We start from the raw sequence: 15,946 nt of genomic DNA, 5'->3' as shown, positions 1-15,946 counted from the left end.
ATAGCACTACCACACCATAAGTTTTACTAAACGCTGTGAGAGCTACAGTAAAGCCATTTAACAGCTAGAAGCTCGAAGGTGAGTTAGAACCCTGCCACACCTTGTAAACGGTTTTAATTGGCGGAGAGGGCGGGGTTCGAACCCGCGTGGGCAAACGCCCCAGCCGATTTCGAGTCGGTGCCGTTATGGCCGCTTCGGTACCTCTCCAGTCTAAATCGGATTATAAAAAAGTAGGGCTAGAAAAGAACCTAGCCCTAAATGCTCATGTCATCTTTATTGTAGCTATTTACTTTTTAGAAAGTAAATAGTTTGCAATATCAAGCATTCCTTCAAAATTTCCAGCAAGCCCTGCATCAATACTATACTTGCCATTAATAATTAAAGCAGGCACACCAGTAATTCCTGATGCTTTCGTCATTGTGGTTGCTTGTTGCACTTTTCCTTGCACTGCAAAAGAATCAAAAGTAGAAGATGCCTCTTCCTTATCAATTCCTTGTGTGCCTAAAAAGTTTATAAATGCTTTTTTGGTATTTAAGGGATTTTTCTTGATATGGATTTCATCAAATAAAGCCCGATGGATTTTATCGAAAATCCCCATGGCTTTAAGGGTATAGTAATCCTGCGCTCCCGGTGCCCACGAATCCCTAAATACAGCAGGTACCCGATCAAAGACAATACTTTCTCCTTTGTCTTTAACCCATTTTTCTAAAAATGGATCGAAGTTATAGCAGTGAGGGCATCCATACCAAAAAAACTCAACGACTTCTGGTTTCTCAGTTTGGGAAACAGGTAAAGGCGGGTTAATCACCTTATAGTTCTTCCCTTCTGTATAAGGTGCATTGTCTTCAGCAAGAGCAAAAGATCCTGTAACTAATAAGGAAGAGATAAATAGTATTTGCGAAATAAGTCGAAACATTTTTATTTCTTAGCCTAATGTGATTAGCAATGAAGAATTACCTTTCCTCACTTAGTCCATTGACGTAATGTGCCACCGCAGTGATTTCATCATTAGTGATTTTATGGGTGACATCTTCCATCATCTGATTAGGATCGTTAGAGCGTTCTAGCTTGCGGTAGGATTTAAGCTGAGTTTCTATGTATGCTACATTTTGCCCAGAAATTCTAGGAAAAGCAGCGGCAGGATTTCCTTCACCAAATGCACCATGGCAAGCCATACAAGCAGGTACATTATCTTCTTTCATACCTCTGCGAAAAACCTTTTTCCCTAAATCAAGATATTTATCTGGGGTTTGTCCTTGCTTTAGTTTCTGGCTAGAGAAATACACAGCTAAATCAGCGATATCTTCATCACTGAGTGCTTCTGCCATAGGGGACATAATAGGGTTTTCCCGAGCTTTAGATTTAAAATCTTCAAGCTGTTTTTGGATATAACGAGCATTTTGCCCAGCAAGATTAGGGAATTCTGGGGCTTCACTGTTCCCATCTACACCATGACAGCTTTGGCAAGCAACAGATTTACCTTCGCCAGCTTTGGCATTACCATTCACTAAAACGGTATTAACTAAAGCGGCATAGGATGATGCAGTAAAAAAAATAAACGCAGCGGTCGCTACAAAATATCTTAACATTGTTAAATATCCTCAGTATCTGGAATAGGGATAAATCTTTATTATAGAATCTAATTTAGATAACTAGCATTAGAAATTTATGTTATGAATGCTACACTGCTTAAGCATTTTTTTCTAGCCTAGTTTTATTCAGCCTTTTTATTCTTAAAAATAAAGAATGACTCATTCTATTTATCAGCAAGCAACTTACCAAGTAAGTGCTTATCATTTATTTCAGCTTCCCCCAGATCAGGGAATCGAGGTGGCCTTTGCAGGTCGATCTAATGTGGGGAAATCCAGTGCCATTAATGCAATTACTAATAACAAAGGGTTAGCCCGAATCAGTAAAACCCCGGGGCGGACTCAAATGATTAATTTTTTTCAGCTTAACTTAACTTGTCATTTAGTCGATTTGCCGGGCTATGGTTATGCCAAAGTTCCTCAGGAAATGAAAAATCAATGGAAAAAAAATATCAGTAGTTACTTAGAGCAGCGCCAAGCACTCCGAGGTATCGTGCTATTGATGGATATTCGTCATTTACTTCAACCCTTTGATTATCAAATGCTTGAGTGGTGTAGAGATTGTGATTTATCAGTATATATTTTATTAACTAAAAGCGATAAGTTGAAACGAGGACCTGGGTTAGATGCGCTTAGAAAGGCAACTCAACTTGCTAGAGAAATAATTCCTACTGCCGAATTACAGTTATTTTCCGCACAAACCAAAGCAGGTGTTAAAGAAGCTCAGGTTCATCTAGATAGCTGGTTTGGGTTTAGCTAAATCAATTATTTTCTTAAATTTTTTATTTAACTCTAAATAGACCAAAAAAACCCCGGTTAAGGGGAAACCGGGGCAACCCTAGATCTGGTTTAGGAGATCCAGATCTACTAAGACTTACCCTACCCAGGGAGGGGGGCAGGTAGTGGTATAGATATTTTCTACACCCTATGGAGTTAAAGACAGCTAGCCTAAGAAAAAGTTCATAATTACATAAATTTTTTTAATGGGCTGTGTCCCAGTTAAACCCATAACCTATATCTACGATGAGAGGTACTTTAAGTTGAACGGCAGTGCTCATACTCTCTTGAACTCTCTGAATCACCCTATCTAATTTATTCTCAGGCACTTCAAAGACAAGCTCATCATGAACCTGCATAATCATTCTAGTATCGTATGTTTTATCCTGTAGCCATTGATAAGTATTAATCATCGCTTTTTTAATAATATCTGCAGCACTACCTTGCATAGGGGCATTAATCGCAACTCGTTCTGCTTGCCGGCGTTGTTGGGATTGTTTTGCATGGATTTCAGGTAAATAAAGCCGCCGCCCAAATAAGGTTTCTACATATCCATAACTTCTAGCTTCTTGGCATATTTTATCCATATATTCCTTTACTTTAGGGTAGCGTTGAAAGTAGCGATCCATGTAATTTTGTGCGTCACTATAACTAATCCCCAATTCTCTTACCAGCCCATGGGCTGACATGCCATAAATTAGCCCAAAATTAATTGCTTTAGCACTACGGCGTTGATCTGAAGTAACCTGCCTTAGAGAAGTATTAAAAATCTCAGCAGCAGTGCGTTGATGAATATCCTCTCCTTGATTAAATGCAGAAAGTAATCCTTCATCATTAGACAAGTGGGCCATAATCCGTAATTCAATTTGAGAGTAATCGGCAGCAAGTAAACAATAACCCGGTGGAGCAATAAATGCTCGCCGGATTTGTCTTCCTTCAGGGGTTTTAATCGGGATATTTTGTAAATTAGGATCGGAGGAGGAAAGCCGTCCTGTTGATACTGCTGCTTGATGATAAGAGGTGTGAATTCTCCCTGTACTGGGGTTAATTTGTAAAGGAAGGCGATCTGTATAAGTGGTTTTTAATTTATGTAGCGTTCGATATTCAAGAATTAATCGAGGTAGTGGATGAATATGGGCAAGCTCTTGCAGTACAGCCTCTGAAGTAGAAGCTTGACCTGTTGGGGTTTTTCGTACTGCTGGGAGATTTAATTTATCATAGAGTATGGTTTGTAACTGCTTAGGGGAGGCTAAGTTAAAAGATTCTTCTGCAAGCTCAAATACAGATTGCTCCAATTCTTTTAACTGTATTGTGATCTTATCACTTTGGTCTTTTAATAAACCTTTATCTACTAGTACTCCATGACATTCCATATGGGAAAGAACAGGGATAAGAGGAACTTCTAGGGCTTGGTAAAGCCGGCAAAGAGAGGGTTTTTGTTGTAGTTTTGGCCAAAAATAATGATGAAGCTGCAGACTAATATCTGCGTCTTCAGCTGCATAAATCGTAGCTCTTTCTACATCTACTTGATCAAAGGTAAGTTTTTTCGTGCCTTTACCGGTAATTTCTTCAAACGTAATGGTATTTTGCTGAAGATATTTTAAAGCCAGCGCATCTAGATTATGACGAGATCCCGTACTGTCCCAAACATAAGATTCCAGCATGGAATCATGCACAATACCTTCTAAACTAATTTCATAATTAGCCAGTACGTTACGATCAAATTTAAGGTTTTGACCAATTTTCCCTAAGCCAGAATCTTCAAGTAAGGGTTTTAGTTTCTTTAAAACTTCCGCACAAGAAAGTTGAGTAGGTGCAGTTAGATAATGATGCCCTATTGGGACATAGGCAGCTTCATTGGGTGTAATTGCAAAAGAAAGCCCTACAATTTCTGCTTCCTTATAATTTAAGCTATTTGTCTCTAAGTCAAAGGCAAATAATTTGGCTTTTTTCAGTCTTGCTAGCCAAATACTCAATGCCTCTAAAGTAAAGATAGTTTCATAGCGAGGAGTGCAAGTGAGAGTAGGATCTAGGAGATCATTATTTTCTTTACTGAATTCTTCAAGCTGGGTAAGCCAAGTTTTAAACTCTAATTTTTTATAAAGTTTGAAAAGAGTAGTGGTATCAGCTTCTCTAGGTTTTAAATCGGCTGCTGTTAACTCTAAAGGTATATCAATGCAAACAGTAGTAAGCTGCTTTACTAGAGGGAATTGATCTTGATAAGCACGGAGATTATCCCCTAATTTACCTTTAATTTCTTCAATATTTTCTAATAGGGAATCTAGAGTTTCATATTGATTAAGCAGTTTTGCAGCTGTTTTAGGTCCTATTCCCGGTACTCCTGGAATGTTATCCGATGAGTCTCCCATTAGGGTTAAATAATCAATAATCTGTTTTGGAAAAACCCCAAACTTTTCTTTAACTCCTTCAGGATCTAGCTTGGTTTGATTCATGGGGTTAATAAGGGTGATTTTGTTATTTACCAATTGAGCGAGATCCTTATCTCCGCTAGAAATAATAGTCATCATTCCTTGAGTGCTTGCTTGTTTAGCAAGGGTGCCTATCACATCATCCGCCTCTACTCCATTAATACATAGTAGAGGTAACCCAAGAGCATAAATTAGTTCATGAAGAAGCTGAATTTGAGCGGCAAGCTCATCTGGAATAGGGGGACGATGGGCTTTATAGGAATCGTATAAATTATGGCGAAAAGTTTTACCTTTAGCGTCAAACACCACGCCAATATATTGGGGCTGATATTCATTGATTAATCCACGCAGCATATTGGCTACCCCGTAAATAGCTCCTGTAGGCTGACCGTAAGAAGTAATTAGTGGAGGTAGTGCATGAAAGGCTCTAAATAGATAAAAAGAACCATCAACTAAAATTAAGGTAGGTGTTTTCATTAAAAACTGAACTATATTTAATTTTAAATAGTACTTGTAATAAGTAGTTTAAATTAAAGCTGTAGAATTTTTACATGATTTCTAAGATATAGGAGAAATTACTTGGTAGAATAGAAGAAAGCCATGGCAAAAATTTAAGGGGGACATGGTTATGCGTATACTTAATTATTTATATTTACTCGTTTTAATTCTTGGAATTTCATTTGCTATACCGGGGTTTGCAGTTACTGATATTGATGATATAGAAAGTTCTTTACCTGATTTAGGTGCTCCTGCTGCACCTGATCAGGCTGGCGACTCTACAGGTCCTGAAGTTAAAATTATTCAGGATGGAGATACACAAATCAAAGAATACCGGCTTAACGGTAAGCTCTATAAGGTTAAAGTTACACCCATGGCTGGCCCTTCTTATTACTTAGTAGATATTAATGGCAAAGGGGATTTTGAAAAGCGGTTTAACACTGGTCCTAACTTAGAAGATACAAATTTAGTAACTCCTAGTTGGGTTTTTTTCCGCTTTTAGCATTTAATCTCCTAAATAGGTAGACCCTTTAAGCCCAGCTTCAAATTCTTGCAGATAACGCTGGGCTTGATTGGGATTAAGACTTAATTGCTTGAGTTTAGAAAATAAATTTGCTCTTATTTCTGCAGGGGCAAAATGTACTTGAGTAAGAACAGTTTCAATCTGATCTCCCTTTAGAGGAGAGTGTAATTGAAACCCTCCTTGAGGATCGCTTTTTACATGAACCGAATCAGTAGTTCCAAATAGATTATGAATATCCCCAAGGATTTCTTGATAAGCACCTATTAAGAAAAACCCAAGTAAGTAAGGTTCATTAACGTTTATTGAATGTAGCGGCAAGCTAGTTTCAGATCCATCCCCGCATACATAGAGATCTACCCGCCCATCCGAATCACATGTTAGATCTTCTATCCATACCCGCTCTGTGGGTGCTTCAGTGAGTCTTTGTAAAGGTACAATAGGAAAAACCTGATTAATTGCCCAAGAGTCCGGAAGGGATCGAAATAAGGAAAAGTTACAAAAATACTTAGTAATTAATTTTCCTTCTAGTTCTTCGATAATCTCTCGATGAGCTTTAATCTGAGGTTGTAAAAAAGAGCGAATTCGATCACATAGCACAAAATAAAGTTGTTCAATCTGTGCTCGCTGCTCAATATTAATGACACCATAGTTAAACATTTTTAAAGAATCTGCCACTGCTTGGCTAGCATTGTGGTAGGTTTCTATAGCTGATCGGCGCGTAAGATTCTGATAATCACTCCATAGTTTTTGAATAATAGGTAATTTATCAGTAGGCACAATAAGACTATTCTTAATAGGTGCAGGCTCTACATCCACAATATTACTTATCAGCACTGCATGATGGGCAGTCATAGTACGACCTGCTTCAGTAATAATATTAGGGTGAGATAAATGATGTGCTTGGCAGATTTCCCATAATCCTTGGACAATCTTTTGAGCGTACTCAGAAATAGTGTAATTAATAGAGCAGAAACTTCGAGTATGGGTACCCTCATAATCTACGCCTAATCCACCACCCACATCTATGGTAGTGAGAGGTACGCCTAGAGCATGCAGCGATACGTAATAATGACCTGCCTCTTGGATACCTTGTTGAATATCACTAATATTAGCTAGCTGAGATCCCATATGAAAATGTAGCAATGTTAAGCAATCTAACAGATTTACCTGTTTTAACCGATGAATCATAGAGAGTATCTGAGAGGAGGTGAGACCAAATTTACCTTTTTCCCCCCCTGTATTCTGCCATTTTCCTTTTCCAAGGGAGGCAAGTCGTACCCGCACCCCTAATAAAGGGGTAATATCCAAGTCTTGGGATTCTTTAATAATATGTTCAAGCTCGGAGGGCTTCTCAACAATTAAATAAATTTGTAGCCCTAATTTTCTCCCGATGAGGGCAAGGCGAATATATTCCCTATCTTTATAACCATTACAAATAATAAGACCATTGGGGTTAGACAAACTCATCACTGCAAGTAACTCCGGCTTACTTCCAGCTTCTAATCCAATATGTTCTGAGTCTGCGGTTAATATCTCTTGGATAACCTGCCGCTGCTGATTCACTTTAATAGGATAAACTGCAGTAAAATTACCTTGATAGTTAATAGCTTCCATAGCATGATGAAAACTAGTGCATAAACTCTTTGCTCGGTGATGTAATATCTCAGAAAACCGTACCAATATAGGGAAAGAAAGCCCTGTTTTTAGTGCTTCTTGGCTTACTTGATAGAGATCAATGCTTAGAGAACTATTTGGTCCGTGAGGATGAGCAGTGATATAGCCTTGTTCATTAATACTAAAATACCCCTCACTCCAATGAGGAATATTATATAAATCTTTAGCATTTTGAATGTTCCATGTCATTTCTACTGTCATTCTCACTGAAAATATAAAAGGCTAGTATGTTAGATTTTAAAATTTAATCAACAAGAAGGTATGAATGAAATTAAATAATACAGAATGGTTTACTGAAATTGGAGAAAAAACGGGAATTGCATTTTCTCTTGCTATTGAAAAGAAGCTCCATGAGGAGACAACTCCCTACCAGCATATTGAAATTTACCAAACCAAAACCTTTGGTCGATTGATGGTGATTGATGGCTATATTATGCTCTCGGATCGGGATAATTTTCTTTACCATGAGATGATGTCTCATGTTTCACTATTTACCCATTCTAACCCAAAACGGGTGCTTATTATTGGTGGGGGAGATTGTGGCACCTTACGAGAAGTATTAAAACATCCCCAGATAGAATATGCGGTACAGGTAGAAATTGATGAACGAGTCACTCGTCTTTCGGAGATATATTTTCCTAACCTATGTGAAAGTAACCATGACTCAAGAGCGCATTTTTACTTTGAGGACGGAATCCGTTTTGTAGCTGAAGCACCCGATAATAGTATGGATATTATTATTATTGATAGCACCGATCCCATTGGTCCTGCTGAAGGATTATTTCAAGCCCCATTTTACACTCATTGTTATCGCTTACTTGGTACAGAGGGAATTTTGGTTCAACAAAGCGAATCCCCTTTAATTCATCAACCTCTGATTAAGAGTATTCATGAAGAGATGAAAAAGGCAGGGTTTTTAAAAACCAGAACTCTCACTTATCCTCAGTGTGTTTACCCTTCAGGGTGGTGGAGTCTTACCTTAGCAGGGAAAAACCTTACCCAATTTAGAAAAACAGATTCTCAAAGTAAAATTTTTCCTACCCACTATTACAACGCTGATATTCATCAAGCAGCCTTAGCACTTCCTGAATTTTTACGCTGCATTCATTCTGAATAATAGATGCCATCTCAGCGATTGACTGTGCTTCAACTGCTTCCTGACTTAGAATCAGGAGGAGTTGAAAGAGGTACCTTAGAGATTGCTAATGCGTTAGTTAAAAAAGGTCATCGCTCTCTTGTCATCTCTAGGGGAGGGCGTTTAGTAGATCAACTTGTTGCTGAAGGCAGTGAGCATTACTTGTGGCCTATTGGCGTTAAATCTTTTCGCACCTTATTACTTATATCAAAATTACGAAATTTTCTATTGACACAAAAAATAGATATTCTTCACGCCCGATCTAGGGTGCCAGCATGGATTGCTTGGTTGGCTTGGAAGAGTATTAAAAAATTACCTAAACCTCATTTTATAACCACCGTTCATGGGCTTTATTCAGCCAATCCCTATAGTGCAATTATGACAAAAGGAGAGAAGGTGATTGCGGTATCTGAAACGGCTTATCAGTATATTAGAACTCACTATCCTAAAACACCAGTTGCAAATATTACGCTTATTCCTCGGGGTATTGATCCAGAAGATTACCCTTATGGATATCAACCTAATCAGCAATGGCTAGAGAATTGGCATCGTACCTATCCTCAACTTCGAAATAAGGTAGTTTTAACCTTACCTGGGCGATTAACGTCCCTTAAAGGCCATGAAGATTTTATTGTATTAATAGAAAAATTAATTAAAACTCAATATCGAGTCCATGGATTAATCGTCGGTGATACTCATCCTAGTCGCCAAGGATACTTCCATAAAATTAAGCAGCTAATTTCAGTTAAAAATCTAGAAAGTGCCATCACATTTACAGGGTATCGTAGAAATATGCGGGAAATATATACCAGATCTCACTTTGTACTATCTCTTTCTAAGAAGCCAGAATCTTTTGGGCGTACTGTTTTAGAAGCTTTAAGTTTAGGAATTCCGGTTGTAGGATATGATCATGGTGGGGTAGGGGAAATATTAAAAAATCTTTTTCCTCAAGGAAGAATACCTTTAGGAAAGATAGATAAGTTATACGATTGCATCGTAGCATTGATTAAAAACCCACCTAAAGTGCCTCCTTTAAATCAAAAATATACCCTTCAAGCCATGATAGATAAAACTTTAGCGTGTTATATGGAATTTTATCCCTCTTCCTTATCTTAATAACAATAAATTATGTCAAACATAAATCCCTATTCTGTTTTAATTATTCAACCCTTACCGGGCATTGGAGATATGATTTGGCATTTACCCACCATCCATGCTATTGCAGATACAACGCCAGATAAGAGAATTACTTTACTTACAAAACTCGGAAGCCAAGCTCACCAACTATTAATAGCAGATAGTACCATTAAGCAAATTCTTTGGCTTTATCGTAAGCCCGGAATACATGATGGGTTTTTAGGGATGTTTCGACTAGCAAAATTACTACGGCAGCATAATTTTTGCCAAGCTTGGATCCTACATGGAAGTTTACGCTATGCCTTTATTTGTTGGATCGCTGGTATTCCTAAGCGGGCAGGTTATGGAAGGGGGTTGCAAAGGTATTTTTTAAACCATTTAAGACCCTTACCTCAAAAGGAAACCCGAGATCATCCTTTGGCACTTGCTACGAAATTTCTAACTATCAATGGTATCCCTGCGGTAGAATCTGAACCACAACTTACTATTGATTCTAAGTCTCGAGACTTAATACGCCAATCTTTTCAACACTTACCTAGGCCTTGGATTGTCCTTGGAATTGGAAGCAGTGAGCCTTATAAGCAGTGGGGGGAATTAAATTTTATTCAACTCATTTGGCTTTTAAAAAAAGAGATAGGTACTGTATTTATTGTGGGTGGAGAATCTGAGCATGCTATAGGGCAAACTATTTATCAGAATTTGCAGCAATTAGGTATTCATCAAGAAAAAGTGATTGGATTTCCCTTAGATCAGGTAATAGCATTACTTGCAGTTTGTAATGTCTACATTGGTAATGATACAGGAGTATTAAATATTGCAGCTGCGGTAAATACCCATGCTTGGGGGTTATTTGGTGCATCTCCTACTCTGCAACACTCTCAATATATTCATAGTATTACGCCAAGTGATACTCAAGGAGGAATGAGTGCTATCTTTCCTGAAGAAGTAGCGATTGAATTAAAAAATAATAAGAGGAAATGGGTGTGAATATAGCGTTGAAAGGCTTTAAATATTTTGGGCTCTTCCTTAAGCAGTTAAATAAATATAGCTATTTCTTTGTTTTTATTTTTCCTCCCTTATTAGCTACTAACGCCTATGCAATGCGACCTATTGTAGTGATGGCTATTTTAGGCTTATATCAGCTTATTGAAAGACCTAATAAAATTTTAACTAACTCTATTTATCGCCCCTTTATTTTTCTTTTTCTTTGTCTTTGGCTACCTATATTATTCTCTCTGCCTGATTCGGTAACCCCTATTCCCACTTTATCTACTAGCTTTACTTTCCTACTATATTTTTTATCAGGAATCATAGTTTTCCAAGTAGGCAAAGAAAGGAAAATACAAGATAACTTATTAATTGCTATTACATTGATGGTGGCACTTTGCTCTATAGATGGCATTATTCAGCTAATCTTGGGTAAAAACTTATTAGGTTACCCGCTAGATGAAGGCAATATTAGCGGGTTTTTTTATCCTAAGCTTCGTCTAGGGCATATTTTAGCTGTGTTTACCCCCTTGTATTTCGAAGGATTACGCCGATATATATCTTACCAATGGCTAGCGTGGATTTTAGGGCTGTTATTTGTAGTCGTGATACTGTTTACAGGTCGACGAGTCGCATGGTTTATGCTAGTGATAGCAAGCATTTGTTATGGAATATATCTTTTTAAAATGGGATTTTGGCAGTACTGGAAAAGGCATTTACTTATTGCGAGTATAGGAATTCTATTACTTATTCCTATTTCTCTACTCTATAGCCCTTTTTCTCAGCGAATGAGTCAAACTTTAGGTCTTTTCACTCAGAATTATCAAGCTATTAATTTAGCCACTTCTTATCGTCTTCCTCTATGGAATACAGTTTATATGATTGGTAAAGAACACTGGTTAAATGGAATTGGAGTTAGGGGGTTTCGTCAGGCATGTAAGGAATATACTGCTAAAAACCCTAAAAATGTTAACCTCTATGAATCTACTCAACCTACTTATGGCTGCTCTACCCATCCCCATTCATTTTTACTTGAAATCGGTGCAGAGGCTGGAGCAATAGGGATAATCGGCTATTTATTATTTGGCTGGATTTTTTGGAGCTATATAAAGAGAGCACCACTGAGTCAGCGAGCTGATGCCATGCCTTGGGCAATTGCCGTGCTCGTCTCCTTATTTCCTCTAAATGCTCATATGGCTTTTTATGGCAGTTATTGGTCGTCTCTAACTTGGTGGCTCATTGTCTTAACCCTAGCAAAAATTGTACCTAAAGCTTCAAAAGTAGTAAGTAACTAGCCTAACTCTCTAGGCATTTCTTAGAGTTAAGAAACATACCTAGAGAATTCAAAATAATCAGCTAAATGGGTTCTTGCTTTAACCTAGATAAGGTAATGAATCCAAAAACGCCTAAACTAAACAACAGTAAAGTGTTAGGCTCAGGAACATTACTTACAAAACTGCCCAAGGATGTACCGCCTATTCCCTTAGGATGATCAGGATCTATAATTACCACTGACCATGCATTACCTGTATTTGAAGTTGGAGAAATTGCAATAGAATATGTTGGACTTTCCACATTATCAAAAGCAATTACCCCAGACAACGAGCTGGTTACATCAGTAGTCGGTAATATTTCATCACCAAAATAAAGACTGTTTATCTCAAAGCCAGCATTTGTAAGTGGTACGTCTGTAGCATAAGGAAAAGCCAAACTATTAGTATTTCCGCTGAAGATGCTATCCCCCATAGTGGTACTAGATAAATTAATGCTGAAAGATATTGGTGGAGTAGAAGATCCAATCACATAACCATCATTGAGAGATGTTTCAAACACATCATCGTTAATCGTAATTTCTCCACCAGTAATCCATATATCTCCTTTATTGGTGGGTGATCCTCCAGGGAGTGGTGCACTAGGCACCCAGTGATAAATGATATCGGCCTGAGCTATGTTGATCGTCGCCAATACACCTACCATCAACCTTAATAAAAATTTAATCATATATTATTAGCCTTTAAACTAAGATGGAAACAAAAATTAGTTTTTTTTAATGGTGTTTGTTATATATGATGGTTTTTTGAAAAACTATGAAAAAAATTATTTTTATAAAAATCTATTATAGGAATTTTATGAAAAAGATAAAGTAATTTTTTTTATATAATTAATACGATATTTGGTTATATAAATCTATATTTAAAATTAATTAAGTCTTACAAAATATGCTTATTACTTTAGACCAAATAATGCCATTTGCTCTTAAGTTTTAGCTAAATTCATTGGGATTAGGAACAAATACTGGAGAAGGAATAATTACCCTATTAAAGGGAAAATTTCGTTTTTATGTTTAAAGTAAGTGGGTAATATAGGAAAAATAGAATATTTCCTTGTTAGAATTTGACTATGCTGAGATTTTTTGGGTGGCTTTTAAAATAATGCTTATCTAAGCTTTTTCTATATAAAGTATTTATACAATTTAGTTAGAGCTAAAAATCTATCTTAATTTTCATGAAAAAATACACACTTTTTCCTCTGCTATTCATTGGGTTATTTCTTTTCCCTCAGCTTAACTGGGCAGATACCAGTGCAGAATTTAATGCAGCAGTGGCTGCCTATGATCGTAAAGATTATAAGACTGCATTTGATTTACTGACAAAGCTAGCCAATCAAGGGGATTCAGGAGCGCAAAATAATCTAGGGGTGATGTATCACAATGGCATCGGTGCTGCTCAAGATGATAAAAAGGCCGTCTATTGGTACCAAAAGGCTGCTGAACAAGGACACGCTTCGGCACAAAATAATTTAGGAGTCATGTATCTCAATGGCATTGGGATTGTTCAAGATGATATAAAAGCTGCTAACTGGTACCAAAAAGCAGCTGATCAGGGACTGGCAGATGCTCAATTTAATTTAGGTGTGTTGTACGCCAATGGTATCGGTGTGATTCAAAGTAATAAAAGAGCAGTACATTGGTATCAACGAGCTGCTAATCAAGGGTTAACCGATGCACAATATAACTTAGGGGTGATGTATTACCATGGTCGTGGCGCACCTAAAAATAAGGTAGTCTCCTATGCTTTGGTCCGTACTGCTGCTGTTAGTAACAGTAAAGCAAGAAAAGCACAAAAAAAGATAAGTATAAAAATGAGCTGGGAAGAGCTTACGGCAGGGCGAGAACTTAGTGACCAAATGATTCGACCCGGCAATTTGTTACCTGCCTTAAATGAGTATTTAAAAAAACATTCCTAGTTTTTTTATTCTCTTATTGATTTGAAATTAATTAGTTATTCTATAGCCACTCAATTTTATAATTTCTTTGAAATAAAGAGAGACTATCCTTTGGATTTTCCCTTAGAGTTTGTATCTTTATGCCAAGCCTAACACCATAAAGGTACTTAAATACTATGAAGAAATTAATTTTTATTTCTTTTTTACTAAGTGGATCACTATTTTTTAGTTCAACAGGTTGGGCAGATATAAATTCGGATTTTAGGACAGCAACTATAGCTTATAATCGCAAAGATTATAGAATTGCCTTTGGTTTGCTTAACAAGCTAGCACATCAAGGCCACGCTATCGCTCAATATAATTTAGGGGTTATGTATACCAATGGTCAGGGAGTAGCCCAGAATGATGAGCAAGCAGCTTATTGGTATCAGCAAGCCGCTGAGCAAGGCAATACCTTAGCCCAATTTAATTTAGGGAATATGTATGACAATGGCCAAGGTGTAACTCAAGATTATGAACAAGCAGTGAATTGGTATCAAAAAGCGGCCAAACAAGGCAATACTTTGGCACAATATAATTTAGGAGTGAAATACAATAACGGTCAAGGGGTAATTCAAAATTATAAGCAAGCAGCCTATTGGTATCAAAAAGCCGCTGAGCAAGGATATGCCTTAGCTCAAAATAATTTAGGAAATATGCATGACAATGGGCAAGGAGTGGCTAAAAACTATGAACAAGCCGTGTACTGGTACCAAAAAGCAGCCGAACAAGGAAATGCCTTAGCTCAATATAATTTAGGGCTGAGATATGCCCTAGGGCAAGGGGTGATTAAAAATAATGTGGTGGCTTATGCTTTAATTAAAGCATCAGCAATAAGGGACGATAACGTAAAAAAAGCACAGAACATCATAAGCCAGCAAATGTCTCAGGAGGAACGCACGGCTGGACAAGATTTAAGCAAGCAGATAAGTCAGTCCGGAAATTTATTATCTGCTGTAAATGAGTATTTACAAAAGCATTCCTATCCGCTTATTTATTTAAAATAAATTAATCGTTTTACCAACTATTTTGTTTCAAAATCTCTCTGATAAAGCTCCCTATCTCTTAGTAAATTAAAACTAAGCTAGTCTAGTCTACAACTTCTTTGAAATGAAAGGTTAAATTAACCTTTCGCTTTCCTCTTAAAGTTTGTATCTTTGATCTTAGGCTTAAATTTAAACATCATTTGCACCATGATAAAGAAATTAGCTTTTACGCTCTTTTTATTTTGCGAATCATTGCTTTCCTATCAACTGAGCTGGGCAGATACGGATTTTGATCCAGTCGTCACTGCTTATAGTCAAGAAGACTATAAAACTGCTTTTAAGTTACTTAAAAAATTAGCAGAACAAGGAAACATTTCAGCCCAATCCGGCTTAGGGATTATGTACGCTGATGGAAAAGGGGTTGCTCGAAACTACGAACAAGCAGCCTATTGGTATCAAAAAGCCGCTGATCAAGGAGATACTTTAGCGCAGTATAATTTAGGAACTATGTATTTTGATGGTCGAGGTGTTGTTCAGGACTACAAGCAAGCCGTCTATTGGTATCAAAAAGCTGCCGATCAAGGACATGCTTCAGCTCAATTTAATTTAGGAACCATGTATGGCAAAGGCCAAGGGGTGGCTAAAAATGATAAACAAGCGGTGTATTGGTATCAAAAAGCCGCCGATCAAGGCAATGCTTCAGCTCAAGATATGTTGGCGTTTAACTACGCATTAGGGCAAGGGGTGATTCAAAATAAGGTAATCGCTTATGCCTTAGCCAATGTAGCAGCCATTGAGCTTGATCAAGCAAGAGAAACACGGGAGCTTATTAGCCAAGATATGACACAAGAGGAAATTAGTGCCGGACAAGATCTCAGTGCATCTATGAGTCAGCCGGGGAATTTACTCAAAGCACTGAACAATTATTTACAGCATCGCTAGATTTC

The 15,946-nt window shown here is 37.4% G+C and carries 14 protein-coding genes and 1 tRNA gene; 9 read left to right on the top strand and 6 right to left on the bottom strand.

What is annotated here, in order from left to right:
• Positions 1-118 precede the first annotated feature (118 nt).
• The 3 genes from OOL07_RS07205 to OOL07_RS07195 all read right to left on the bottom strand — a co-directional run bounded on the left by OOL07_RS07205 (position 119) and on the right by OOL07_RS07195 (position 1,589).
• Positions 119-207 (bottom strand) — tRNA-Ser (locus OOL07_RS07205).
• A gap of 79 nt (positions 208-286) precedes the next feature.
• On the bottom strand, positions 287-916 hold the full coding sequence (locus OOL07_RS07200; protein ID WP_264695873.1) for a thiol:disulfide interchange protein DsbA/DsbL: 630 nt from the start codon (positions 914-916) through the stop codon (positions 287-289).
• A 37-nt stretch (positions 917-953) separates the two neighbouring features.
• Positions 954-1,589 carry a c-type cytochrome gene (locus OOL07_RS07195; protein ID WP_264695871.1) on the bottom strand — a complete coding sequence of 212 codons (636 nt, stop codon included), beginning with the start codon at positions 1,587-1,589 and terminating at the stop codon, positions 954-956.
• 157 nt (positions 1,590-1,746) lie between these two features.
• Here OOL07_RS07195 and yihA point away from each other — a divergent pair, with 157 nt between their 5' ends.
• Complete coding sequence (gene yihA, locus OOL07_RS07190; RefSeq protein WP_264695869.1) at positions 1,747-2,349, top strand: ribosome biogenesis GTP-binding protein YihA/YsxC; 603 nt, start codon at positions 1,747-1,749, stop codon at positions 2,347-2,349.
• Between the two features lie 220 nt (positions 2,350-2,569).
• On the opposite strand, the gene polA is transcribed toward yihA, so the two are convergent.
• On the bottom strand, positions 2,570-5,272 hold the full coding sequence (gene polA, locus OOL07_RS07185) for a DNA polymerase I (protein WP_264695868.1): 2,703 nt from the start codon (positions 5,270-5,272) through the stop codon (positions 2,570-2,572).
• A 151-nt stretch (positions 5,273-5,423) separates the two neighbouring features.
• On the opposite strand from polA, the gene OOL07_RS07180 reads away from it, so the two are divergent.
• Positions 5,424-5,795: a DUF2782 domain-containing protein gene (locus OOL07_RS07180; protein WP_264695867.1), complete on the top strand. Its 372-nt coding sequence runs from the start codon at positions 5,424-5,426 to the stop codon at positions 5,793-5,795.
• 3 nt (positions 5,796-5,798) lie between these two features.
• Here OOL07_RS07180 and speA read toward each other — a convergent pair whose 3' ends face one another.
• On the bottom strand, positions 5,799-7,691 hold the full coding sequence (speA, locus tag OOL07_RS07175; protein WP_264695866.1) for a biosynthetic arginine decarboxylase: 1,893 nt from the start codon (positions 7,689-7,691) through the stop codon (positions 5,799-5,801).
• 64 nt (positions 7,692-7,755) lie between these two features.
• Between speA and speE the strand changes: the two genes are divergently transcribed.
• The 4 genes from speE to OOL07_RS07155 are packed head-to-tail and all read left to right on the top strand — an operon-like array spanning position 7,756 to position 12,044.
• The gene (gene speE, locus OOL07_RS07170; RefSeq protein WP_264695865.1) at positions 7,756-8,607 is read left to right on the top strand and encodes a polyamine aminopropyltransferase; all 852 of its coding nucleotides are present in this window, start codon (positions 7,756-7,758) and stop codon (positions 8,605-8,607) included.
• A gap of 3 nt (positions 8,608-8,610) precedes the next feature.
• Positions 8,611-9,741, top strand: a complete 1,131-nt coding sequence (locus tag OOL07_RS07165) for a glycosyltransferase family 4 protein (RefSeq protein WP_264695864.1) — start codon at positions 8,611-8,613, stop codon at positions 9,739-9,741.
• 12 nt (positions 9,742-9,753) lie between these two features.
• A complete protein-coding gene (locus tag OOL07_RS07160) occupies positions 9,754-10,749 on the top strand; it encodes a glycosyltransferase family 9 protein (RefSeq protein WP_264695862.1) in 996 nt (331 codons plus the stop codon).
• Positions 10,746-12,044 carry an O-antigen ligase family protein gene (locus OOL07_RS07155; protein WP_264695861.1) on the top strand — a complete coding sequence of 433 codons (1,299 nt, stop codon included), beginning with the start codon at positions 10,746-10,748 and terminating at the stop codon, positions 12,042-12,044. The genes OOL07_RS07160 and OOL07_RS07155 overlap by 4 nt, the downstream gene beginning before the upstream one ends.
• Before the next feature lie 61 nt (positions 12,045-12,105).
• Here the strand turns inward: OOL07_RS07155 and OOL07_RS07150 are convergent, their stop codons facing one another.
• On the bottom strand, positions 12,106-12,750 hold the full coding sequence (locus OOL07_RS07150) for a PEP-CTERM sorting domain-containing protein (RefSeq protein ID WP_264695860.1): 645 nt from the start codon (positions 12,748-12,750) through the stop codon (positions 12,106-12,108).
• A 504-nt stretch (positions 12,751-13,254) separates the two neighbouring features.
• Here OOL07_RS07150 and OOL07_RS07145 point away from each other — a divergent pair.
• From OOL07_RS07145 to OOL07_RS07135, 3 genes are all read left to right on the top strand, one after another.
• Complete coding sequence (locus tag OOL07_RS07145) at positions 13,255-13,995, top strand: tetratricopeptide repeat protein (protein ID WP_264695859.1); 741 nt, start codon at positions 13,255-13,257, stop codon at positions 13,993-13,995.
• A 155-nt stretch (positions 13,996-14,150) separates the two neighbouring features.
• Positions 14,151-15,020, top strand: coding sequence for a tetratricopeptide repeat protein (locus OOL07_RS07140; RefSeq protein ID WP_264695858.1), 870 nt, complete (start codon positions 14,151-14,153; stop codon positions 15,018-15,020).
• Between the two features lie 186 nt (positions 15,021-15,206).
• Positions 15,207-15,941 (top strand): tetratricopeptide repeat protein, encoded by a 735-nt coding sequence (locus tag OOL07_RS07135; protein ID WP_264695857.1) that lies wholly within the window; start codon positions 15,207-15,209, stop codon positions 15,939-15,941.
• Positions 15,942-15,946: the final 5 nt, after the last annotated feature.

The sequence above is a fragment of the Candidatus Nitrosacidococcus sp. I8 genome, from assembly GCF_945836005.1.
GTDB lineage: Bacteria > Pseudomonadota > Gammaproteobacteria > Nitrosococcales > Nitrosococcaceae > Nitrosacidococcus.
Note: the sequence above shows the minus strand (reverse complement) of the source record. Positions and strands in the feature narration are given on the sequence as shown.

Bases quoted from the DNA above. Each gene is read 5' to 3' on its own strand.
- OOL07_RS07165 (WP_264695864.1), top strand. From the start codon at position 8,611: ATGCCATCTCAGCGATTGACTGTGCTTCAACTGCTTCCTGACTTAGAA.
- OOL07_RS07150 (WP_264695860.1), bottom strand. From the start codon at position 12,750: ATGATTAAATTTTTATTAAGGTTGATGGTAGGTGTATTGGCGACGATC.
- OOL07_RS07140 (WP_264695858.1), top strand. From the start codon at position 14,151: ATGAAGAAATTAATTTTTATTTCTTTTTTACTAAGTGGATCACTATTT.
- speE (WP_264695865.1), top strand. From the start codon at position 7,756: ATGAAATTAAATAATACAGAATGGTTTACTGAAATTGGAGAAAAAACG.
- OOL07_RS07195 (WP_264695871.1), bottom strand. From the start codon at position 1,589: ATGTTAAGATATTTTGTAGCGACCGCTGCGTTTATTTTTTTTACTGCA.
- OOL07_RS07135 (WP_264695857.1), top strand. From the start codon at position 15,207: ATGATAAAGAAATTAGCTTTTACGCTCTTTTTATTTTGCGAATCATTG.
- OOL07_RS07200 (WP_264695873.1), bottom strand. From the start codon at position 916: ATGTTTCGACTTATTTCGCAAATACTATTTATCTCTTCCTTATTAGTT.
- yihA (WP_264695869.1), top strand. From the start codon at position 1,747: ATGACTCATTCTATTTATCAGCAAGCAACTTACCAAGTAAGTGCTTAT.
- polA (WP_264695868.1), bottom strand. From the start codon at position 5,272: ATGAAAACACCTACCTTAATTTTAGTTGATGGTTCTTTTTATCTATTT.
- OOL07_RS07145 (WP_264695859.1), top strand. From the start codon at position 13,255: ATGAAAAAATACACACTTTTTCCTCTGCTATTCATTGGGTTATTTCTT.
- OOL07_RS07160 (WP_264695862.1), top strand. From the start codon at position 9,754: ATGTCAAACATAAATCCCTATTCTGTTTTAATTATTCAACCCTTACCG.
- OOL07_RS07180 (WP_264695867.1), top strand. From the start codon at position 5,424: ATGCGTATACTTAATTATTTATATTTACTCGTTTTAATTCTTGGAATT.
- speA (WP_264695866.1), bottom strand. From the start codon at position 7,691: ATGACAGTAGAAATGACATGGAACATTCAAAATGCTAAAGATTTATAT.